This is a genomic window from Pseudomonas pisciculturae, from assembly GCF_015461805.1.
GTDB lineage: Bacteria > Pseudomonadota > Gammaproteobacteria > Pseudomonadales > Pseudomonadaceae > Aquipseudomonas > Aquipseudomonas pisciculturae.
The window spans coordinates 1-21,210 of the sequence record NZ_JACVZE010000004.1; the positions used below are offsets into that span (position 1 = coordinate 1).

Below are 21,210 nucleotides of genomic sequence, written 5' to 3' on the forward strand. Positions count from 1 at the left end.
ACCCAGCGGCGCAGGGCCGTGGGACCAATATCCAAGCTGGCACAGACTTCAGGAACTGGCTGCTCCTCATCGAGCACCATACTGGCTGCCTTGAGTTTGAATTCACTGGAATAAGATTTGCGCATATCCAAAACACCTCAAATTTAGGCGCCATCATAGCGCCCGATTAAAGTGTCCAAAATCATTAGGCCAGATCAATTCGGCACCTAACCGGCCCTCCTCCACAATCGAAAATGTTTCGTACTTCAGCTGTGTCGAAGTAAAACGATGTGCAGTATCGGTAATGCTCCCAGCCACTTGGCGCGGGCAGCAGAAAGCACTTTGGTCCAACCGAACCGATGTTATCCAGAGATAGGGTGCTAGCAGTGTTGCCGGTGGCCTTGGCAATACGCATGGACCAGGTCGGCACACCACTCAAGAACACTTCATTCACCACGAGCACGTCTGCCCCGGCCAGAGAGTTCGGCGGCCAACTGTAAATTGCATTATCGATGACGTTTACGTCAGAAACTTCACCGCATTTGCCCAGAGTGCACACATTTCCAACAACCGATTTTACGAAAAGAAAGGGTGCAATCTTGAACGTAGGGGAATCGTCGCCTTCATTTGCAACCGCGAATGCCGCATACCAGTTTTCTGACTTCACGGATGTCATTCCGTGGGCAAGATCGCCAAGGATAGATAGCCTTCTTTGAAAATCGATGCTCTTGAAAACGGGAGCTCGCGATTTCAAGTACTTCCCAAAAACGCGAAAGCCACCCATTGCCCAGTCCTTACCAGATAGAGATATGGCCTGGGCGTCATCCCAAACAAGCCTATCTCGCGGTCCGTTAGTTGACTCCTCGCGCAAGAGCCGGCTGATCGCTATCTGGCTTGAGCCGACATTGGGGTCGTCGAACGCAACAAGATTGCCCACCGTCAGCTGCCCAGGCCCAGCCAAGACGGGCTCGGTAACGACGCTACCACCCTGCTCACTCCCGGCCCCGTTGACTGCGTAGTGCGTACCAAGAGTCAGTGTGACTGAAGCTCCCGTGGGGTCAATGTAGGTGACGAGCAAGTCCTCATTCGCCAAGAACTTGAAAGGAACCGGGTAGTGAGTGATGAGCCCATTCGTCACGAACTTGGCAATGCTATCGACAGTGTTTACGGCCACGGTTGTAACTCCTTCCTGTAGGCAAAAAAACCGATCAATATCGGGTTTGATTGGGCCTCGATGGTGGCATTTGGCTATATTAGTGTCGTCGGCGTGGACTTTGTGGCCGCTCATGACGCGGGACTTGAGTGCGTTGACCAACGGTCTGAGCAATTGGCTGCTTTGGCCGACCCAGTCGGCCAAGGTCGAGCGCTCCAGATCTACGCCCTCGCGGGCGTAGATTTCTGACTGCCGATACAAAGGAAGGTGGTCAACGAACTTGGAAATCAATACATGGGCCAATAACCCTGGGCCTGCAAGGCCCCGAGCTATAGGGCGGCTCGGCGCAGGTACGTGAGCGATGTGCTCCCAGCAGCGACAAGCCAGCTTGGATCGAACGTGGCGAATCACCTTGGAACGTACCGGAACGTATTCCAGAACCTCTGATACGTCCTCCCCCAATCGGCGAATCGTCCCACCACAACCGGAGCATTGTGTATCGGGTTGATGGACATAAATTTCGCGGGGGGGATGCTCGGGCAAAGGCTTGCGACGGGAAACGGTGCGCATTGCTGACTCAGTGACTGATGTAACTGCAGCCTGGCTGACCTCCAACTCTAAAAGGCTCAGTTGGAGCTGATCGATCATCGCGTCCAAGTACACGGGACTGCGCCCGAACTGAGTGCGCCGCAACTTGGCGATCATCATTTTCGGCCGCTCAATCTCTGCCCGCAGGGTAGAGACCAAGACCTTTCGGGCTTGAAGATCATGCGGCAAGACGTCGGTCATATGAGTCATAGCCGAATGTTACTAAGGATTTTCAGCGCGTAAAGTCAGACCGCGAGGACGGGTATTGTACGAATTGTCTTGCGCCGATCAATGCCTTCCAACAGCATCGATAACTGCGTCGTCGTCAGTGAAACGCTGCCGCTGGTTGCTGCGGCCAGACAAAGCCACCCTGTTTGCGCCAGTTGTGCGCGGGTTTTGCGCAGACACAAAAAAACCGATCTATCTGATCGGCTCAAGTGTCTGATTTTACTCAGGAATAATGGTCGGGACGGAGTGATTCGAACACTCGACCCCTAGCACCCCATCTACTTTTTCATACTTCTTGAAAGACTCCGAAATTCTACTCTGGATTTTTATAAGCTAGTATTTACTTAAGCTCCAGCGATGTTCAGCTCCACGAGAGTCCATTAACGTCCATCAAGAGCCGATGTTTTTGTGGGGGTAAAAGTAGGGGTAACCCATTTTATGGCCAAAATCACCATCAAAGAACTCGAGTCGCTGACCGCCAACGATGCCGGTCGGATCCTCCGCGAAGATGGAAATCTGGCCGGTCGAGTCTCAATGCGTAAGGACGGCGTGTCGGTCAGCTTTTTCTATCGCTATCGCTGGGGCGATCAGAACAAAGAGTATGCCTGCGGCACTTGGCCGCGCAAATCCCTGACAGACATCCGTAAGGCGCGTAACCTGGCCCGCGCGCTCATCGATGAGCAGATCAATCCCAACGAACACAAAAAAACCGCCAAGGCTCAGGCCTATACCGCGGCCAACGTCGAGGCGGAACAAGTAAACACGTCGAAGGTGCAAACGCTGACCGTCCAGGATCTGGCCAAGGCCTGGCTGTTGGATGGCGTCGCACGTAAAGACGGCAATGCCGAATTGCAACGACGCTTTAACAAGGACCTTTTGCCAGCACTCGGTAGGACCGCGGTGAACAATGTGTCCGAACACGATGTTCGGGCGCTGATCCGCACCGTGGTCAACCGCGGCGCTCACCGGCAAGCCATCAGCTTCTTCGCCGACCTCACCCAGATGTTCAGCTGGGCGAGAAAGCGCCAACCTTGGCGGGCCTTACTGATTGAAGGTGATCCGACGGAACTGGTCGACATCTCTCCCTTGATCCCGGCCGACTATGAAGCGGAAAGAAGCCGCATCCTTGCCCCGGCTGAGCTGATGGAACTGCACAACCGCTTCCAGCAAATGACCGCCGATTACGACACCCTCCCCGCGGGCCAAAAATACGACGGCATTCGTCCGCTAAAGAAGGAAACGCAGCTCGCGCTCTGGATTAGCCTGGGCACGCTGTGCCGAATTGGTGAATTGCTGCAGGCCGAATGGAAAAATGTCGATCTAGACCAGCAGACCTGGTTCCTCCCCAGCGAAATCGTCAAAGGCACCCGCGCCAAGAAACAAGACCACCATGTCTTCCTCTCTCCCTTCGCCTTGCATTTCTTTCAGGAACTCAAAACCCTAACTGGAGACTCGCAATGGTGTTTTCCGAACAAGCTGGATGATGGGCATGTGGACGTGAAAGTGGTGAGCAAACAGGTCGGCGATCGCCAAACCCGGTTCAAAAACCGTAAGGCCCTCTCCAGACGGCGTCACGACAACACCCTGGTCCTGGCCGACGGCCAGAACGGCGACTGGACGCCACATGACCTGCGTCGCACAGGCGCGACCATGATGCAGGCCCTGGGGGTCAGCCTGAACGTCATCGACCGCTGTCAAAACCATGTACTGGCCGGCTCGCGGGTGAGACGGCACTACCTGCATCATGACTACGCCGAAGAAAAGAAGCGCGCTTGGGACCTGTTGGGTGATCGACTCAGTGCCATGTTGTCCTCAACCTACGAACATTCTCCGGCCGAGGCGATGATGTCTTTCCCTGCACACGCAGCGACTGGATCATTATCGCCTTCATAAGTCGGCGTCATTTGCCTTGAGCCCTCATCGCCGAGCACGCTCTTCAGCTTTATTTCGGGTTCATGACCGGCCGAAATTGGCCAGAAGCGGTCACTCGACAGCCATGAGTACACTGGCTTGGCAGATTGGTAACGGAGCGACTAGCTTCGATCTCTAGGCAGTCCAAGCGGGACGCCAGCCTGGTTAAGTCTTGCGATCCAAACTGACTACACCCAACGGCTTCAGTTATCCGAACGCACACAACGAAAGCTATTTTTAACCAAGGGGCTGCATAGGCAGCCCCACTTTTTCGCTCCGTCAAGCTTAATAAACGCGGTTACTTCAAGGTTATCGGGCTAATCCAGGGGCAGGAGTTTTCGGCGAAATAAGCTGGAATAGGTTCGATCGCGCGCAAAAATTGGATCATATTCTCCCTGCTGATAAACAACTTTGGCTGCGGCTCCTGTTGTCGAGAGCGGGAGCACTACGGCGTTGGAATGGTGTTCGACGAACAATTTATGCTCCTCATAGATGCCATCCATGCCGCCAACGATCACCGCTGCGCTGAACTTTCGGCTTGTGATCATTGCTTTCCTCATGGCCGTCAAACTGGCTTCTCTGTTGTTATCAACTGCTGGCACCATATGCACGTCGACGAACTCGGCCAACTCAGGAGGCAATCGCCCCTCAAAGAGTTTGCTTTGGTAAATCGCGACCCTGTTGTGGTCAAGGCCTGCCTCGCGGGAAAAGAGGGCCAATAGCGGAGTTATCGCTGGATGGCCGCCGCACGTGATTCTTCCAATCGGCAGCACTACCTCAACCAAAGCCTTGATCGCTTCCCGTATTGCTAGGACATCGGCAGTGTCGAAAAATACCCGATTGCGATCAGGCAAAGGCACGCTGGCAGATAGAAATATGTCTATCATGCGGTGAACTCCTTCAGAAGTTGTGGTGCCTTCGACATTTGCACTGCCCGAATCGGCAAATATGAGTCAAGCCAATCCAGATGAGAGAGCCACGTTCTCAGCACACCTCTATTGTCATAAATCACCCATACTTCTCTCGCTTCAACAGCCGGATCGGTAATGGCTTCGAACACCTCGTTGATGCGATCAGAGGTTGGAATTCCCACTGCTGGCACGATCGCCAGCGTTCGATTGGACTCGATTTTGAGCGAAATCCAGCCTTCGATTTGAACACTTGGATCAAGTCCCATGTCGCGGGCGGCGTCACAAAAGTTATCGACTAAATATCGGTACCGGGCTGCAATTGCTGGTGCGCGCAATCTTTCGACCTCGTCGCAAATCCTCGCCACCAAGCCTTTCGTGGCCCAACGTCCCCGCATTGGAATAAATCCAAAAAAATCCCGACGCCTAAGCTGCATGAAGTGGCTGAAGGATGATGCAGGATCTTCCTTTTGACCCGGCCAAAGTAGGTGCAAGATTTGCACATTAGTCGCGTTGGCGCGCGCCAATTCTTCGGCCGTCCAGCGACCTTCTCTAAAACCAGGCGTGTCGATCAGCACAACGACATCAGAATCCGACATTCTGTGCCAGAGCTGTGATTGGAAATCTGCGGCCGGAGGCACCGATCTCACGTCGATAAAAACGTCAAAACCGCGAGCATCAAGGGCGTCGTACAAACGATCAGCCAGCGGCTGAGACCCTGCTCGCTTGTAACTGATGAACAGTCGTCGCTCACGCCGCAACAACCGAAATGTTTCAAGGACTAGTGTGACGAGGCGGGCGATACCATCATCGTTGGCGCCCAATACAATTGCATTGACATGTCTGAGCTGAGGCGGAAGTTCTGCGTAAATCTGGGACAGATCCGAGACGACGGGAGCTATAATGATCGAGTCATCAATCAAATCTGCCACAAGTGTGGTATCGACAGTATGCTCCGGCGAGCCAAAAAATACTGCCATCACCGGTGATTTTAAGCTGCGACTAGGTGCGTTGGCATCACTGAGAAACGTAATCGCGCTGGTCGGAATCCCTAGCCCTTGAAGCGCCAGATCAACGCTATGGCGGAGGCGAGCATCACGCCCATAGGCAGCACCCAGTAGGATGAGCTGGTAGGGTGATTGTGAACTCAAACTCTCGCTCATCGGCCAGCCACTCCCGCAGCAGTTTCAATCCATCCGCCAATATTCTTTCTGCCATCTTGGCCTGTGAAGTCGTAACTCAGGCAATGGGTTGAAAGTTGGACTACGCTGTTTGTTTTAGGTGCGGGGAACCACAAATCAGCTTCCGGAATTGCAAGCGAGTAATCTGCATAGGCCCCCCACTTCCCATCCTTCCACTCGGCGAGATATATACCTCGATCGGTTCTATAAAGTCCCATCTGCGCCAATGGATCGGCACCTTTTGTAGATATTGCTTTGTCTTTGTTCTGGACGCCATGAATGAAAACGGTTAGCAAGCCATTTCCTTTGATAACGCTTCGAGCAATTTCGTAGCGTACCCATCGCCGTGACCAAGTGTCGGTTCCTGCAAGGACGCAAGTGACCGAAGTATTTTCCAACCCCTTGCGCAGAAAGGTCTTTAGCGCATCGTCACTCTCTTTTTTTGAAGCCTCAAATACGCTGCGGTCAAAGAAACCCCGACTGTCCTCGTCGGCCTCTCTCACCACCCAACTGTTGCGGACATTCCAAGCGCGCCATACATCAGGCACATAGTGAAAAGAAAAGAATGTTCTGCGTGGCATTTTGGCTCCATCTATTACACTTAATCCGGAAGGAATTTTTTTGTAGGTGGATTGCATTCTCCACGGCGAATGGCACTTGGTAGAATGCAATCAGATATTAAGATTCAACGTGCCTTTATAGCGTCGCTAACCCAGGTTTCAATATTCGACTTGATGTAGTCATACACATTGGTGCTGGTGGCGTATGGCGGATCGTAGACTTTTCCCGTGACATTTTCCCCGTCAACAGTGAGGCCTGTAAAAGGATTAGAGCCTTTCGACGATTGATTGCCGTCTGAGTCTTTCAGATTGTGGACATGGATGGCGAGCACACCCAGCCCATCCTTCCAGGCTTTCTTGATCTCGTGTTTGACCCAGCGGCGACTGGCAGTTTTCTCTCCCACAAGCACGACAAGGCATTCTTTGCCCTTCATGTTGTCGGCAATCCATTTTTTGATGCCATCATCACCTTCTTTCTTAATTTCTTCCCATTTGTTCGAGTCAAGCAGCGGCTGCTTTTCGACTGCCCCGATCTGCCGAACTTGCGATACACGCCAGCTATCCTGCTTATAGTGAAAGCTCAAAAAGCAGTTCTTCGCCATGACTTATCTCCATTTGTCGTCTGTGCTTCAATTAATCAAATGTTGGATTGAGAAATACGATAGTCATTTAATTTAAGTCGCAATTAATTTTCACACCATAATTTTTTTGAGTAAATTGTTCCTAACGATGATAGCTGAAAGTGTGGATCGGTGACTCCGCTTCGCGAACCGCGCTGCGTCAGGTTAGCGGGAAAAGGGAACAGATTTATTCATCAGGCGCGTTCGGCGCTCCTGGCCGAAAGCGGAGGCCTGTTAGGAGTCAGAAGAGTCTGTCTGGTCACTCAATAAATCTGTCCCTATTAGTCTGTACTCTCGACAAATACTTCACTCGCCATAAGCTTCGCAGCCTAGAACGGGCCGGGGACCCGCCCCAGGGTTGAAGGGTCATGAAATCTATCCTTTAGAAAACTCTACCCTTGAGCTAGAGGCATTGGTGTCAGGGCTTGCCTGCTGCTTTCGCCGCGGCTTCTACCCATTTGCCTAAATTGGCACGGCCATCCTGTTTATTCCACAGAAAGTGGGGAGAGCCAGGAACCCGAAGCGAGCAGCAGTCAGTAGTAGTTCCTTTGAGGTCGGCGATTTTGCTGACATCAATGGTCAGGATGCCATTTCCACGCTCGATGCTTTGCTCAATCTCGTATTTCACCCATTTGCTCTTTTCGGTTGTAGCGCCAATCAGAACGACAGTGACACTCGTCCCATGCAGTTGATCGTTAATCCATTTCTTGATAGCAGCATCACCCTTACGCTCAACCTCTTCGAAATCTGCTTTGTCGATGAAGCCTACCTTGGTGTCAGCAGCGATGACGTTACTGTTTCGCACGTTCATCGCGCGGTGTACATCTTCGTATTGGAAGCTGAAGAAAACCTTTCTTGCCATGATTTTGTCCTTTAAACGAGGGGGTAAAAGGTACAGGGTGAGGAGGAGTTAAAGCGCGCGCACCCACTTGCCATTGTCCTGCGTATCGAAGAGAGCAAGGCCGGGCACTCCGGTGGATACATCGATTCTGTTGTAGAGCTTCAGATACTCATTACCGAAGAAATGCCCTAGGTTGTCTTGTGTGGGGACAATCGCAATGCGGTCATAGCTTTTTTTGCCATCAGCAAAACCGATTTCCCAGGGACACCAACGTGAAGCTGTTGAGTTTTGCGTCGCGTGAAAGAGGAACCAATCGGCACGGACTATGGCTGCTTTGATAGTCAGAGCAGTCTCAACGTCCGGGGTGTCAGGCATTGTCTGATCTTGCCAGTCGATATAGACGTCCCACCCTTGGGTCTTCAGCAACTCCTGTAAGCCCAGTGCTAGAGTTGAGTCTTTGTGGCTGTGGCTTAGAAAGGCTGTAGGTTGCCCGAGTCGTTTGGTGTTGCGTGTCTGCATGGAGCGGCGTTGACCAGCATAAATGAGATCTGATTGGCGAATCGGCATAAGAGAGCTTCCCTAGCACTTTTTGGCAAAGTGCCATCTTTTACCGCGTTGTTCAAGGCGGCTGTCTTGTCCTAGGTCAAGATACCTGCGCGACCCGCAGTATCTGACATAGACGTTGTTGCACAGAAGTTAATGACTTCCTTTGGCTGACAGCAGCAGCTAGAGGAACGCCACCATCTCTTGAGTCAAGTCAATTACTAGTGAGCGAGATGGCCTAGCGCCGCTATGGCCGGTGTATGATTGCGCGAAATAATGGGGAAGGCGACGATATGGAACTCTTGCTGGTTATCGTCGAAGCTGCGGCTTTCCTTTTGCTGGTCAAGCACACCAAGGATAATGCCTAGATTTCTGAGTTTGCGTTCAGCCTCAAGATTCGCCAGATGGATGCTAGCGAGGGGGCATTACTGTGCTGCGATCTATGAGCTACAACCGTTCAAGCCCATCCATGACGTCGAAGCTGACTCTAAGCGCGAGACACAACGGGGCCACCTGACGCAAGGTGCTCATAATCGCCTCGGAAAGGCCGAGGGGAGAATCCAGCCTGCGATGGCGGAAGCCAACCGGATCGTAGATATAGCAAGCGAGCGGGTACAGGAAATCAAGAAATGAAGAGCCCCATCGGTGGGGGGAGTGATAGACCACAGCGACTCTTCCCTACTCACGCTGGTCTGTCCAGAACCTGGGTGCTGCAGGCTCGAAAGCTCGAAAGCTATCGATCACTTATACAAAAACTTTTAACGGACTCACTTTATGGATGCAAAGCTCAAACACCTCGAGTTTGTTCAAGGTGTGGTCAATCGCCTGTCCACCAACTCTTTTCTGCTCAAGGGCTGGTCAATCATCCTAATCTCAGCGCTGTTTGCGCTGTCTGCAAAGGATGCTGATAAAGGTTTCGCGTTTCTGGCCTACATCCCGGGTATTGCCTTCTGGGGCCTGGATGGCTATTTCTTGGCGCTCGAACGCTGCTACCGGAAGCTCTATGACAAGGTTCGAGCAACTGACAAAGACGACATCGACTTTCTGATGGTGATTGATAAAGGTCAGGGTTGGAAAAATTGGCTCAAAGCAACCCTATCCAAGACATTGATCGTATTTCACGGAGCGGCTTTGGTGGCCGTCACTGCAGTAGTTTTGGTTTACGTAGTGAAGTCTAGTACCGCAGCGTAACCGACTGCTCGGCAGAAAAAGTCAGGCTACATGGCTATGCTCTGCCGGAAACTCAAGCTCTTCATGGCATTAGCATCGTTATCGGCGATCGCTCACAGAAAGGCACCACTGAGCCACAGCAAATAGGCGACCCCATTCCCTCTCAAAAACAAATGCTGGCACCGGTGATTGAACTGCTGCGCCATTAGCAGTGGACTTCATTCCATGAAATGGGGGCGCGGCTATGGTCCAAGAAGGCCCGGCCGCCAACCTGGTACCGATGCCACAAGACTCCCATCAAGTAACTAGTTGAGGTTGTAGCCATGCGACCGGGTCAACAGAATTTCCTTCCAATGACTCTCACGGATATCTATATCGCCTGGCATCGTATGAAGATCGGCAATCTCCAACAACGAGAACCGCAGATCTTTTTCTCGTTCCGGCGGAGCATCAATACCAAACTCACGCTTGAGCGCCACGTTGTGGCCATGACTCCTTGTCGAATACGTACACCAGCGTCCCCAAATGCCTGCCTCCCCGTCAGCCTTGCCGACATAAAGCTTACCGGTTTGAGCATCGGTGATGAGGTAGATTCCTTTGACACTCGAAAGCGCAGAGCGCCAAGAGTCAATGTTTTGCTGCACCACCACATCGAGTTGGGTCTTGGTGAGATTAACCTTCTTAAAGCCGGGAAAATGTCCAATGCTGAGGCGTTCGGCCAACAGTTCAATCACGATTAGGTCACCCGCCAGAGTCTCCCCGTACGGATAGGAATTGCGTTTTGTGTAGCTGCTATTTAGATACAGCCGCCCTACCCACTCTTCGGCCGCGGGCACGCGCTCCAAGGTGTAAACGTACTCAGGCTTGAGGCCGACTTTTTGGACACACGCTTTCACCCGAAATAACCCAGCAAACAACCAACGGGTTGGGCTACCGGCTTGAATGAGCGAGACCACGAAAGGCAACTTAAAGTTGCGGTTGCTTTGTTGGCTCTGCCATTCATCGAAGCCTCCCTGAATGAACACGTCAAGCGGGTGTTCGTCGGCGTTTCGTCGCGCCAAGTGGACCTTGGCACTTTCCGGTGAAAACGTCGGTTCCCACAGCCTCAAAAGATCGAACAGATTCAATGCGCCGCTCCCTAGCCATTAAGACCGCGAGTGTATTGCTTGTCAGTGAAGTCCGCACCGGCTACCAGCCCATGACATCCCGCCCCTCCCAGTCACGTACCAGAATGAGCACACATCAAAACTATCGGTTGAGTCAACTTATGTTGTCTTGAAACACCTTGCCCTCATGGTATTTCAGATAAACCACTAACTCCTTGGGAACAAATCGAAGTGGTTGAGGCAAGCCCAGAGCCTTTCTGTGACGCTGGTCGATACGTTTTGAAATCTGCATCTGCCCCATGCTGTCAAAGGTGATCAATCCCTTATCGAACAATGCATCCAAGTTAGCTGACAAAAGGAGTCCGTTATTGCTGTCTAGACGCTGCTTGGGATTGGAAGCTCGCCAAGGTATCACGTGAGAGGCGCGAAGCAATTCACTGCACGCCAAGCCTGTAACCGAGCAAGCCCTCCCCCAAACGTTCATCAGGTCCTCACGAAACTTTCCCTGCCCCCTACGTGCGTTCACCGTGGTGAGCACTTCAGTGACAGGCTCACCCCCGTCCGATACGTCTTCAGCCGCTAGCGGCTCCGTCGGCGCACACTGAATTGCATCCACGAGGCGATCCCACTGTTCATTGCGCTGCGCAACCGGGATGGCATCCATTATGCGGCTAACCGTTGGCAGATCCAGGTCGGTGTAACTGCTGTACATCCCTAGCAATCTGTTCTTACCAGTGATGGCTTGCGGATCCAGGGTGATTGGCGTGTCAAACCACCAGAAATAGTCTTCCGGGCAGATCCAGTTTGGAATCCAGTGCAGATCTTTCTTCCAGTCTTTCAAAAAAGTCTTTTGGTTGTTGTTGTACTTTTTCCGCACATTGGCAACGCTCCAAGCGTCTTCCCATAGCTCGTTGAGCGAAAGCTCACTCGCCATGCCTTCACGCTGCTTTTTATGATGGTCGCCGTGAAGGCTGTAAGCATTTCCAGAGATTCCAACCAACTGCTGAACACCATCATGCGACGCCGTCAGAAAGACAAAAGTTTGTCCCGCATTCTCGTCAGTAGGCGCAGCGCCCAGCCCTTCAGTGTGAAATACGCGAAAATGGCCGTTGCCACGTTTCAGGAGCATGCATGACGAGTTGTTCCACTCTTCATGACCATATCCGGTCGCCTTGGGAAATCCGCTTGTCGCGCGAACTCCGGATGGTGCTTGATACTTATTGGTATTCCAAAAAATAGGTTTCTGAATGAACAGCGCCATGAAGACCTCGTCCCTGACCAATGATAATTATGCTTCGTTACCCACCGTGTAGGACTTGAAGCAGACACCAACTTTTGTGGACGGAGAACAGAGTTCAACGGGTATCCATCCTCCTGCCGCTATACCGATCACTGACGACCAAGCACCAGATTGATTTCAGCCATGCAGTCACGGACGCGTGTGAGTGCCTGATCGAGATGAATGTCCGTGACTTTATCCCCTTGCTCCAGTACACACCGATCCTCCTTGACCAAAAAGCGAGTCGACGCGAAGTACAAATCTGCCCAGTCGGGTACGGCGTGCGCAGGCTGGGTGAATGTCGGCAAACGAACACTCAGCGCCTCTCGACACTCGCCTCGGAAGAACGGAAACACGCCAAACCAATTATGTTTGTAGATTTTGATCCAAACACCTTCCGGCCAGCTGGTAAGGCGAACATCAAGGTCATACTGCTGCTTGTCCGTCCTAAAAGCTGGTCTGAGCTGCATCTCGTCGGCGACATCTCCAAATAGCCGATCGCTGGCCAAACGCTCACCCAATCGATCAAAAAGCTCGGTCATCTTCCGCGTCTTGCAGTACTCGTACTGCTTCACCAGATGAGCGTACGCATCTTCGTTCTGCTGGAAGATGTCCCAGCAAAGATCGTTCAAGTCGGAGTTTCCTGACATTGTTTTTTCCACGTGCGTACAGAATTGATCGATGAAAAAAGCGGCCGATGAAGTGGCTTGGAATTGATACTGACGAAGCAGCGCGGCGACCTCACCGTAGGATTGGTGATAAACGGGCACAGGGGATAGCAGGTCCTGGGTAGGCGACGCCCGCCCAGTCGGGGTTAGATAGACCAGTGCCCGGTATTCATGATGTGGATATAGCTCGCAGAGCGCCTGTTGATAGCGCGCGACCTGGTCGCGCTGATCAGCTGCCCAAATTTTGTTCTCGATAGCAATGACAACACGCTTTTCCGGGAACTCGAGCAGCACATCAATATGTGCCACCTCTCTAGCAACTTTCGCTTTGATGCCCTTTACGCTTTGCAACACCTGCAAAGCTAGCGGCAGTGCCTCCCCACTGCATGGCAGTTTGGCCAAAGACGCCACGTAAGCATCCCTGAACAATGAATCTAAACCGTGAGAGCCGTTTGCATTGAAAAGAGCGGCCAAGATGTTCGAGTGGATCAGCTCTTTTGTGCTCACCCCCATCACTTTGAACATGTCAAAAGCCGCTGTGTACTTGCCTAGCGCATTGAAACCGGGACTGACGCGTAGGGTCTCTAATCGTGCAGCGGCTTCCATACCTAAAATCCTGGCGGACGATAAAAATAGTCAAGTTGAATCGACATCTTAGAGGACAGGCCTGGCACATAGCCACTCCTGCGCACCGACCGTTAAACTTCAAGCAGTGAAGGCTCAGGGCATCGCCACAAAGCCCTTCTACCAACGCCTCACTTCAATCTTGTAGAAATTGCTTTCTACCTGAATCCGGCGCCTGTCAGATGTCGGTGCATCCTGAATCTGACTCGCAAGACGGACGTAGTACTTACACCCGTTCGCATTGCCAAACGCATTGATCGCTTGGGTCGCACGCAAGAAATCCTCATAGCCTCGGTCTGTGCTAGCCATGAGAGCATCAAACCCTGGCAGCGCCTGAGCATCGGCAAGGCGTGTAACAGGCCAGGCTGGCTCAAACGTCAGATTATTCTCCTTGAGGTATACCGTGAGGAACATCTCAGGTTTGCCAGTATCTGGGTTAGCCCAGCACGGAGGAAGATCGCCTCCCTTACCCCGATTGATCTTGTTCTGTAGAAATTGCACCTGCCCTTTCAGGTCACTGTTCGTCTTCTGCAGAACAGCAGAATTCAGACCCGCTTTCTCCGCTTCCGCGTAAGCATGCGAATGCTGAATCAGCTTCTGAACCTGATCAGTCTTCGGATCGGCCTCGGTTTTCAGAGCATCCTTAATCATCTGCTCCGTAGCCTTCATATCGGCGATACGCGTCACGATTTCGGTAGGCTTAACGTCTGCGTTGGGATCTGCGACCAGCTGTTTCAACTGGTCATAGGTCATGAGCGTTTCAAGTATCAAGCGCTTGGCTTCTTTGCCTTTATCTTTACTCCCCGACTGCTCCAACGCCTTGTCTATCGCAGCAAGCGTCGACAACTCTTCGTCTTTCTGAGTGAGCAGTACTTTCAGGCGCTCGGACTCCTCCCGCGCCTGGGAAGCATCCGTCAACTTTCGGATAAGCTCATCAGGATTTTTCAAACCCATTTTCGAGAGCTTGGTCTTGAACGCCGCAGTCGCTTCATTGATCGCCTTTTCACGCTCATCCAGGCTTTGATAGCCAGCGACTTTTTGCTCCAAGAACTTGTTGGCATTGGTGAGTTTCCACACTTGCCAGCCGCTCAGAAGTAGCAAAATGAAAGCCAGCACCATCCAAATTTCAGTAATCGACAGGTTGAAGACCTGGTCGTTCTTCTGACTCATTAGGCAGGTCTCACATCTGAGGACATCCGATCAGATGTGAGCAAGACCACAGAACTGGCCTCGGATGCGATGAGAGGCTCATTAACCGCAGGTTGGCGAATCTCGATTTGATTCACGTGATCGATCTTGCGAACGAGCTCGTCAAGGTGCGCATGGGCTGTGTCTATAGCACTGTTCCCCTGAATGACCTGACTGGCCAAATCCCTGTGCGTTTCGTTGCTTTCGTTGATGGCCTGAATGAGAGGCATCAGGGTCGACTTGATCGACTCAGAAAAGGCTTCGTTGGCACGGAAACTCGCCTCGCCCGCGGCCCTAAACGCTTCGCCCATTCCCTGGCTTAGGACTGCGACAGAATCGTCCCCCTCAAGCCTTGTATGGAGCCCCTCGAGCTTTTCGACGACCTGTGCGATCACAGCGCGGTTCTGCTTGAGTTCTCCCTCGAAGTCATTTTGATAGTCATCCAGGGTGTCCAAAAATTCTTTTTGAACCCGCTCGATTCCGCCTACCAGGCTAGCGCCCTGGCTGTTCATAGCGTCCATGAGACGCTGCTGACTTTCAACAATAGACCCCACGGCCGTGAGTGTTTCTTCAAGAGTCTGGGTTTTGGTGTTCAAGCCACGAATCGCAGTGCCCACAGCCTTAGCCGCAGATTTAATGTCTTCTGCCAGTGTCGTGATACCCGTGTTGACTCCATCAGTTGTCTCAGCCAAAACGGCAATGGAAGGATTGAGCTTGTTGGCGAACAAATTCTCTGGGAACAGCGTCTGATCCAGGCGTGCCTCTGCTTTCTTCCCGAAATCCAACGCATGCGCTTCCATACGCTCGAGGGTTTTCTCGCTCTTCTCGGAAAGACCATTGATGGTCGAAAGCAAGTCATCGCTGGCAGCCCTGGCGTCCTTGAGCATGGCGTCGAACGCTTCATTACTTCGCTGAGTGGCATTGGCGAAGTACGCATCCATGGCACCCATGCTGTGCTTGGAAAGCGCCTCAATCTGATCCTTGGCACCGGTGACGGTTTCTTTGGTCGTGGCAACCACTTCATCTCGGAACACCGTCAGTTTCTGGAAGGTGTCATCAAACATCAGGGTGAGATTTTCAGCCGCTGTGATCGCGCGCTCTTCGACGCTTGAGATGGCGTCTTCCTGGTCGTGCTTAAAGCCGACGTGCAGGGTGCGGGCGACCATGCCAATCGCAGTGCTTACCATCGCAGCAGCGAAGCGCATCGCCATGTTGCTGAGGTCTTCACCGATACTCTGGATGTCGAATAGACAGATGATGATACTGCCCACGGTGAACAGAAAGCCGAGGTAGTAAACAGAGTCAGCAAACTTGGCCAAGGTGAGCTTCACGTCGTACAGCTTTCGCACGCGATAACCCACCAGCCAATAAGCCAGCATGATGGTCAACGGAACCCAGAAGCCAAACCATTTAGGGTCGTTAATGTAGAGGCTGATTCCGGCACAAAAAATCTTCAGAATGAGCGCGAAAACAAACCAGTTTTGTACTCGGTGCAGTGGCTTTACAACGCTCATTTACAGCCCCTCCATGGGGTTTACTTGGTCCAGAGACGCACCATTGGCAGAAAAGTACTGCGCCCAAAATTCCGCGCGCTTGTTGTAGGGAGTAACCGAAGACTCCGCGGCCAACATATTGATGGTGACAGAGACATCCATCAGCGCAGGCGCTACCGCCTCTTGGCCGTAGGCGCTTTGTGCAAAATCTTTGTAGGAGAGCTGAGCATTTTTGTACATGCTGAACCGAGGCATGTTCGCGGCCATGTCCGAATAGATGATCAGATGCTTCTCACCCTGGGCATTCAGATGATTGAAACCGTGGAGGCTGGCTAGCTGAAGCATCTCGAAAATGGGAGAGGTTTTCGCTCGCACATCCAAAGGAATCTTGCGTACGACCGCATCGAGAGGCTTGGCAAATTTCTCGTTAAAGTCCTTGTCGACGAATTTCTGGGTATTCGTAAACTTGTTTTTGTCCCCCCACTGCCCTGGGTTGCACATAACGAATACAGGATCGCTGTTGTGCTGGTAATCCTCCCCCAACAGGAACACTGTCACCAGGGCACCTTCCGGAACCTCTTTCAGAATCATGTTTTGAAGCCGCTTGGCCAAAGCCGCTTTCTGCGTAAAGGGAAAGGGAGACGTATTGTCGATCAACACGACGTATTCACCCTTCGCACCACTGCTTGGGCAAAGCGTCACCTTGTCAATTTTATCTTGGTTGAAAGACCAGTAGATTCCGTAGACAACACCAACCACCAGGGCAAGCGTCAACAAAATCCAGAGAATGGCAACCGTAGCCGATTTTTGTTTTCGTTTTTTGTACAGCGACATGGGGCGCCCTTAAATCTGGCTTTCAATGGGTTTGAGCTGGTCAAACCTCTGCGTGAATGACGACTGAACCTTTGCCCGGGTTGGCTGCTCAATGGCGAGCATTTCGCCCAACATCTGCTCTTGAACCCTCAAGCGGTCCTCGTCACGCTCTGTACCAAAATCTGGAAAACCCTGATTTTCCAGTACGACGTCATCGTTGAAGTAGTCAGGACGAGGTCTATCAGCCGGTCGAACCATTTGGTTCTCATACCGGTATGCCTGTGTCAGGGCCAATATGGTGTTGTCAGCCAATACGAGGTGTTCCGTCACCTTTTTCTCGGCGACAGACTTCTCATTCATGTTGGATTTAAAGCGTTTGATGGCCTGCTTGGCTTTTTTAACGTTCTCGTCGATTTGCGCGAGCGTCGTCTGTTTTTCCAGTTCTAGCTCCTCACGCAGGCGCTCGATAACCTCGACCATGCTCTGATAAGAATCAACATACGCCCCATAGACATTCGAATACCCCGGGTAACGATCTTGCCAGGCGTACCCATGGTGCAATGCGAGCAAGCCGAAAATGACAGTCACAACAAACAGACCAATGCTTTCAAAGTCGCTGAAAGGCGACACCAACGAACTGGCGCTTTCCCAAACCAGTTGCAGCTGATTGGCAGTTTCGTCATCAATCTGAGGCATCACATGGCGGCAGTAAGCCACGAAGGAACCAACCAAAAGTGTCCAAGTAACACCGAATAATCCGCAAACCCATCCGAGGGTTTTGCGACCGCTGTTCACATGGTTTTTGTTAGTAAAGAGACGACCAACGAAAAAGCATCCAACGATGTTAGCGACCGCTAACAGCCCTGCCAGCATCAGACCGGCTAGCAGTCCGCCCTGCATTCCTCCTGCGAAGAAGGTCGAGTTCGCGAATGCTTCCAGCGCGCAACACAACACGAGCACGCCAACCTTTGTTGCATGATCGGTCCAGCCTGCCAGCTTCGCAGGTGTGTCAGGCAGCTTGTTCTCAGATCTGAAGCGATCGAGGATTTCCTTTTGGGCTCGAGTCGTGCGCGCTTCATCCTGAAGTTCAGCGTCTGCCTGGGAGAGAATAGAGTCGGCTTTTCGTACGAACTCCTCACCGAGTTGCACGGTATGGTTCGTCTCTTGAGTCAGGTCGATGCTGTCCAGACGGGCTTGGATTTGCTTGAGCCAACGCTCGCCGCTTTTGAAAGTGGCTGCGCGAAGCTTCCCCACAGTACCCATAATCTGGAGTTCAGTTTCCGTCAGACGAGTATCTCTAGCATCAGGGATACCCGACGCACCATGAGCACGAGCGTTTTCCAGGACTCTGAGGTCAGCTTTGATCTTTTCAGGGTCAATTTTAGGAAAGCTTCCTTCTTCGTCGGTTTCGACCCTTTCCCCAAACAAAAATGCCTTAAGCACCGCCAACAGCTTCCTTAGAAACGACATCACTAACATCCATAAGTCTTTGTTTTAAATGGCTCACTAACTCGAAACGCAACAGTTTCCTGCTTCACGGAGCCAAAAACTGGAGTGAAGGAATTATCTGTATAGCCGACTTGGTTGACGGGCGACACGCGACCACGGGCGAATGGCCATCAAATGTAACGGGATGATGACGCTCGTCAGGATTCTTAGCAAGATGTGCATTGCGTAGTTCGACAGTAGGAGTGGTGAACTGCAATTCAGAGACTGGATGATGGAGCTCCTTCACCTGTTGATGCACGTTTTCCATCCTGGCTACCGGAATTCATTGACCACCCCTCCACCCAAAAAGTAATGACATCGCGGGCGATTTTGGAGACAGCATGCGGACCACTCAAAATAAGGAGCCCGGGTCAAAGTCGCAGCAGCGTCAGCAACCAGTCATTGACCGTAAGCGAACGGTGAACACGCCTACCGATCTCCCAAATTAAGGGCGATGGTGTCCGCCTATTTTTAAGCGGACGCGATAGCCCTTAAATGCGCCAACGAAGCTCTTACCCCAAGTCGTTCAAAGCCCAGGTTGTCCAGGAATGCCTGCAACCCGGCGCCTCCATTTCCAGCGTTGCCATCAGTCACGGCATCAATGCCAACGTGATCCGTAAGTGGCTGCCACTTTTCCGAGATCAACCACCCGCAACCCTGCCGGCGTTTGTTCCGGTAAAGGTCGCCCCGAAAAGGCAGGTCGATCCATCGGTGATCATTGAGCTGCCATTTGGCGAGCAAACTATCACGGTGAAATGGCCGTCTTCCGATCCTGAAGGGTGTGTCCGTTTTGTCCGTGGACTTGCTTCGTGATCCGCATCGACGCAATTTGGCTGGCCACCGAACCGATGGACATGCGCTCTGGTACCGAGAAAGCTCTCGCACGAGTCGTGTCTGTCTTCGGTGCGGCGCAGCCGCACTGTGCTTATCTCTTTGCCAACCGTCGAGGCAATCGCATGAAAGTGTTGGTGCACGATGGGCTGGGCGTTTGGTTGGCGGCACGCCGCCTGCACCAAGGGAAGTTTTCCTGGCCGAGCAATCGGCATGGCGACCAAATGGAGCTGAATTCTGAGCAGCTCCAGGCACGGGTGGTCGGTCTTCCCTGGCAACGGCTCGGGTCTGACGGAGCCATCCGTAACCATTAAGAGACATAGATGACATACATCGATCAGCATATCGGGCAGAGTCATCACCATGATTCCTACTACTCCTCTCGATCAGCTCGACACCGAACAACTGCGCAGCCTCGCTGCACAGTTGCCCAAACGCGTTGAGCATCTAGATACGCAGCTGGCGAGCCTCGACAAAGAGGTGCTTCATCAGAAGACCCGCAACCAGCAACTCATTCACGAAATAGCCCAGCTCAAACGCCACCGCTTCGCCAAACGCTCCGAGTCGTTCAGCCCTGATCAGGCCAGCTTGCTCGACGACCTAATTGAGACCGACCTGGCCGCCATTGAAGCAGAGCTTGAAATCCTGGCACCAAAACCAGCGCAATCAGTAGCCCGCCAGCAACCCAAACGCACTGCGTTGCCTGCCGAATTTCCGCGCACGCTGATTCATCACGAGCTTGAATACACCCAGTGCCAATGCGGCTGCGCCCTCAAACGCATCGGCGAAGACGTCAGCGAGAAGCTCCACTACACGCCGGGCGTGTTCAGCGTCGAACGGCATATTCGTGGCAAATGGGTCTGCAATAACTGCGAGACCCTGATTCAAGAGCCGGTGCCGCCGCAGGTGATCAACAAAGGCATCCCGACCGCCGGGCTGTTGGCCCAGGTGATGATCGCGAAATACGCCGATCATTTGCCGCTGTACCGCCAGGAGCAAATCTTCGGACGAGCCGGTCTCGCAATTCCTCGATCAACACTGGCCAGTTGGGTCGGCGCTTGCGGCGTGCAATTACAGCCACTGGTGGATGCCCTGCGCGAAGTCGTGCTTGAGCACAACGTGGTGCATGTCGATGAAACGCCGGTGCAGATGCTCGCGCCGGTCGAGAAGAAAACCCATCTAGCTTATGTTTGGGGCTATGCCACGACGGCGTTGGCTGAGATCAGCGCGGTGGTGTACGACTTCAGCCCTGGTCGCTCGGGCGAATATGCCCGCAACTTTCTGGGCGACTGGAAAGGCAAGTTGGTCTGCGACGATTACGGCGGTTACAAAGCCAGTTTTGCACTTGGCGTCACTGAAATCGGCTGCATGACCCACGCCCGTCGCAAGTTCTACTACCTGCACATCACCAATAAAAGCGTGCTTGCCGAGCAAGCGTTGCGGTACATCGCGGCCCTATATGAAATTGAACGCGAAGTCCGCGATTTGGAACCGGATGTCCGGCGACGAATACGTCAGGAAAAAGCGGCGCCCCTGATGGACGCTTTTCATGCCTGGATGATCGCCCAGCGCGAGCTTGTGCATGAAGGTTTGGGGATTACCAAAGCCTTGGATTACAGCCTAAAACGCTGGGCTGCGTTGAGTCGTTATCTGAACGACGGCACGGTGCCGATAGACAACAACCATATCGAGCAGCAAATTCGACCTTGGGCTCTTGGAAGAAAAAACTGGTTGTTCGCCGGATCACTACGCAGTGGCCAACGCGCTGCTGCGCTAATGAGTTTGATCCAGTCGGCCAAGCTCAACGGCTACGATGCGTATGCTTATCTGAAGGACGTTCTTACTCGCGTGCCGACGCAGCGGGCGAGTGAGATTGGGGAGTTGTTGCCGCATCGATGGCAACCGGCTTAGCTGCGCAAGACGGGATGCCCGTTCGCTTACTCAATATCGAAAAAGGATCGAAGTCCACTGGGCAAACTCCGATAGTGGTATCACATCGATATGTCCATCAAGAGCCGGGCGTTTTGTGGGGGTAACA

The 21,210-nt window shown here is 52.6% G+C and carries 19 protein-coding genes and 1 pseudogene; 5 read left to right on the forward strand and 15 right to left on the reverse strand.

The genetic code is table 11. The features are described 5' to 3' along the window. Together ICY20_RS11870 and ICY20_RS11875 are read right to left on the reverse strand one after the other, a co-directional pair. Nucleotides 1-125 (reverse strand): transposase (locus ICY20_RS11870; RefSeq protein WP_194937326.1); only part of this gene is annotated, 125 nt, incomplete at its 3' end. Between the two features lie 1,100 nt (nt 126-1,225). Beyond that, nucleotides 1,226-1,930 (reverse strand): annotated as a pseudogene (locus ICY20_RS11875) (IS66 family transposase); the annotation flags it as partial. 456 nt (nt 1,931-2,386) lie between these two features. Between ICY20_RS11875 and ICY20_RS11880 the strand changes: the two are divergent. Next, the gene (locus ICY20_RS11880) at nt 2,387-3,841 is read left to right on the forward strand and encodes a tyrosine-type recombinase/integrase (protein WP_194937583.1); all 1,455 of its coding nucleotides are present in this window, start codon (nt 2,387-2,389) and stop codon (nt 3,839-3,841) included. A gap of 335 nt (nt 3,842-4,176) precedes the next feature. On the opposite strand, the gene ICY20_RS11885 is transcribed toward ICY20_RS11880, so the two are convergent. The 6 genes from ICY20_RS11885 to ICY20_RS11910 form a co-directional block, all read right to left on the reverse strand. Beyond that, a complete protein-coding gene (locus ICY20_RS11885) occupies nt 4,177-4,746 on the reverse strand; it encodes an SLOG domain-containing protein (RefSeq protein ID WP_194937584.1) in 570 nt (189 codons plus the stop codon). Next, nucleotides 4,743-5,930, reverse strand: a complete 1,188-nt coding sequence (locus ICY20_RS11890; RefSeq protein ID WP_194937585.1) for a toll/interleukin-1 receptor domain-containing protein — start codon at nt 5,928-5,930, stop codon at nt 4,743-4,745. The genes ICY20_RS11885 and ICY20_RS11890 overlap by 4 nt, the downstream gene beginning before the upstream one ends. Then, nucleotides 5,927-6,529 carry a TIR domain-containing protein gene (locus tag ICY20_RS11895; RefSeq protein ID WP_194937586.1) on the reverse strand — a complete coding sequence of 201 codons (603 nt, stop codon included), beginning with the start codon at nt 6,527-6,529 and terminating at the stop codon, nt 5,927-5,929. The genes ICY20_RS11890 and ICY20_RS11895 overlap by 4 nt, the downstream gene beginning before the upstream one ends. Nucleotides 6,530-6,633: 104 nt before the next feature. Then, nucleotides 6,634-7,110 carry a TIR domain-containing protein gene (locus ICY20_RS11900; RefSeq protein ID WP_194937587.1) on the reverse strand — a complete coding sequence of 159 codons (477 nt, stop codon included), beginning with the start codon at nt 7,108-7,110 and terminating at the stop codon, nt 6,634-6,636. 436 nt (nt 7,111-7,546) lie between these two features. Further along, nucleotides 7,547-7,990, reverse strand: a complete 444-nt coding sequence (locus tag ICY20_RS11905) for a TIR domain-containing protein (RefSeq protein ID WP_194937588.1) — start codon at nt 7,988-7,990, stop codon at nt 7,547-7,549. A 48-nt stretch (nt 7,991-8,038) separates the two neighbouring features. Beyond that, a complete protein-coding gene (locus tag ICY20_RS11910; RefSeq protein ID WP_194937589.1) occupies nt 8,039-8,536 on the reverse strand; it encodes a toll/interleukin-1 receptor domain-containing protein in 498 nt (165 codons plus the stop codon). A gap of 750 nt (nt 8,537-9,286) precedes the next feature. On the opposite strand from ICY20_RS11910, the gene ICY20_RS11915 reads away from it, so the two are divergent. Then, nucleotides 9,287-9,703, forward strand: coding sequence for a hypothetical protein (locus ICY20_RS11915; RefSeq protein ID WP_194937590.1), 417 nt, complete (start codon nt 9,287-9,289; stop codon nt 9,701-9,703). 284 nt (nt 9,704-9,987) lie between these two features. On the opposite strand, the gene ICY20_RS11920 is transcribed toward ICY20_RS11915, so the two are convergent. From ICY20_RS11920 to ICY20_RS11950, 7 genes are all read right to left on the reverse strand, one after another. Then, nucleotides 9,988-10,809 (reverse strand): GIY-YIG nuclease family protein, encoded by an 822-nt coding sequence (locus ICY20_RS11920; RefSeq protein WP_194937591.1) that lies wholly within the window; start codon nt 10,807-10,809, stop codon nt 9,988-9,990. A 133-nt stretch (nt 10,810-10,942) separates the two neighbouring features. Next, complete coding sequence (locus ICY20_RS11925; RefSeq protein WP_194937592.1) at nt 10,943-12,049, reverse strand: HNH endonuclease; 1,107 nt, start codon at nt 12,047-12,049, stop codon at nt 10,943-10,945. 128 nt (nt 12,050-12,177) lie between these two features. Next, nucleotides 12,178-13,341 carry a PDDEXK-like family protein gene (locus ICY20_RS11930; RefSeq protein WP_194937593.1) on the reverse strand — a complete coding sequence of 388 codons (1,164 nt, stop codon included), beginning with the start codon at nt 13,339-13,341 and terminating at the stop codon, nt 12,178-12,180. Nucleotides 13,342-13,479: 138 nt separating this feature from the next. Beyond that, on the reverse strand, nt 13,480-14,529 hold the full coding sequence (locus ICY20_RS11935; protein ID WP_194937594.1) for an AAA family ATPase: 1,050 nt from the start codon (nt 14,527-14,529) through the stop codon (nt 13,480-13,482). Further along, complete coding sequence (locus ICY20_RS11940) at nt 14,529-16,061, reverse strand: coiled-coil domain-containing protein (RefSeq protein ID WP_194937595.1); 1,533 nt, start codon at nt 16,059-16,061, stop codon at nt 14,529-14,531. Before ICY20_RS11940 ends, ICY20_RS11935 begins: the two co-directional genes overlap by 1 nt. Further along, nucleotides 16,062-16,874, reverse strand: coding sequence for a hypothetical protein (locus ICY20_RS11945; RefSeq protein ID WP_194937596.1), 813 nt, complete (start codon nt 16,872-16,874; stop codon nt 16,062-16,064). It abuts the gene before it with no gap. A gap of 9 nt (nt 16,875-16,883) precedes the next feature. Beyond that, complete coding sequence (locus ICY20_RS11950; RefSeq protein WP_194937597.1) at nt 16,884-18,323, reverse strand: hypothetical protein; 1,440 nt, start codon at nt 18,321-18,323, stop codon at nt 16,884-16,886. Nucleotides 18,324-18,836: 513 nt separating this feature from the next. Between ICY20_RS11950 and tnpA the strand changes: the two genes are divergently transcribed. From tnpA to tnpC, 3 genes are read left to right on the forward strand one after another with little or no spacing between them, the layout of a single operon-like run. Continuing rightward, a complete protein-coding gene (gene tnpA / locus ICY20_RS11955; protein ID WP_194937598.1) occupies nt 18,837-19,154 on the forward strand; it encodes an IS66-like element accessory protein TnpA in 318 nt (105 codons plus the stop codon). Beyond that, a complete protein-coding gene (gene tnpB, locus ICY20_RS11960) occupies nt 19,151-19,486 on the forward strand; it encodes an IS66 family insertion sequence element accessory protein TnpB (RefSeq protein ID WP_194937599.1) in 336 nt (111 codons plus the stop codon). The genes tnpA and tnpB overlap by 4 nt, the downstream gene beginning before the upstream one ends. Nucleotides 19,487-19,535: 49 nt before the next feature. Next, entirely contained in the window at nt 19,536-21,083 is a 1,548-nt protein-coding gene (tnpC, locus tag ICY20_RS11965; RefSeq protein ID WP_194937600.1) for an IS66 family transposase, read from the forward strand. Nucleotides 21,084-21,210: the final 127 nt, after the last annotated feature.

Coding starts and splice junctions, on each gene's coding strand:
- ICY20_RS11925 (WP_194937592.1), bottom strand. CDS start 12,049: ATGGCGCTGTTCATTCAGAAACCTATTTTTTGGAATACCAATAAGTAT.
- ICY20_RS11950 (WP_194937597.1), bottom strand. CDS start 18,323: ATGTCGTTTCTAAGGAAGCTGTTGGCGGTGCTTAAGGCATTTTTGTTT.
- ICY20_RS11935 (WP_194937594.1), bottom strand. CDS start 14,529: ATGAGTCAGAAGAACGACCAGGTCTTCAACCTGTCGATTACTGAAATT.
- ICY20_RS11905 (WP_194937588.1), bottom strand. CDS start 7,990: ATGGCAAGAAAGGTTTTCTTCAGCTTCCAATACGAAGATGTACACCGC.
- tnpA (WP_194937598.1), top strand. CDS start 18,837: ATGCGCCAACGAAGCTCTTACCCCAAGTCGTTCAAAGCCCAGGTTGTC.
- tnpC (WP_194937600.1), top strand. CDS start 19,536: ATGATTCCTACTACTCCTCTCGATCAGCTCGACACCGAACAACTGCGC.
- ICY20_RS11915 (WP_194937590.1), top strand. CDS start 9,287: ATGGATGCAAAGCTCAAACACCTCGAGTTTGTTCAAGGTGTGGTCAAT.
- ICY20_RS11910 (WP_194937589.1), bottom strand. CDS start 8,536: ATGCCGATTCGCCAATCAGATCTCATTTATGCTGGTCAACGCCGCTCC.
- ICY20_RS11885 (WP_194937584.1), bottom strand. CDS start 4,746: ATGATAGACATATTTCTATCTGCCAGCGTGCCTTTGCCTGATCGCAAT.
- ICY20_RS11880 (WP_194937583.1), top strand. CDS start 2,387: ATGGCCAAAATCACCATCAAAGAACTCGAGTCGCTGACCGCCAACGAT.
- ICY20_RS11895 (WP_194937586.1), bottom strand. CDS start 6,529: ATGCCACGCAGAACATTCTTTTCTTTTCACTATGTGCCTGATGTATGG.
- ICY20_RS11900 (WP_194937587.1), bottom strand. CDS start 7,110: ATGGCGAAGAACTGCTTTTTGAGCTTTCACTATAAGCAGGATAGCTGG.
- ICY20_RS11930 (WP_194937593.1), bottom strand. CDS start 13,341: ATGGAAGCCGCTGCACGATTAGAGACCCTACGCGTCAGTCCCGGTTTC.
- ICY20_RS11945 (WP_194937596.1), bottom strand. CDS start 16,874: ATGTCGCTGTACAAAAAACGAAAACAAAAATCGGCTACGGTTGCCATT.
- ICY20_RS11890 (WP_194937585.1), bottom strand. CDS start 5,930: ATGAGCGAGAGTTTGAGTTCACAATCACCCTACCAGCTCATCCTACTG.
- ICY20_RS11940 (WP_194937595.1), bottom strand. CDS start 16,061: ATGAGCGTTGTAAAGCCACTGCACCGAGTACAAAACTGGTTTGTTTTC.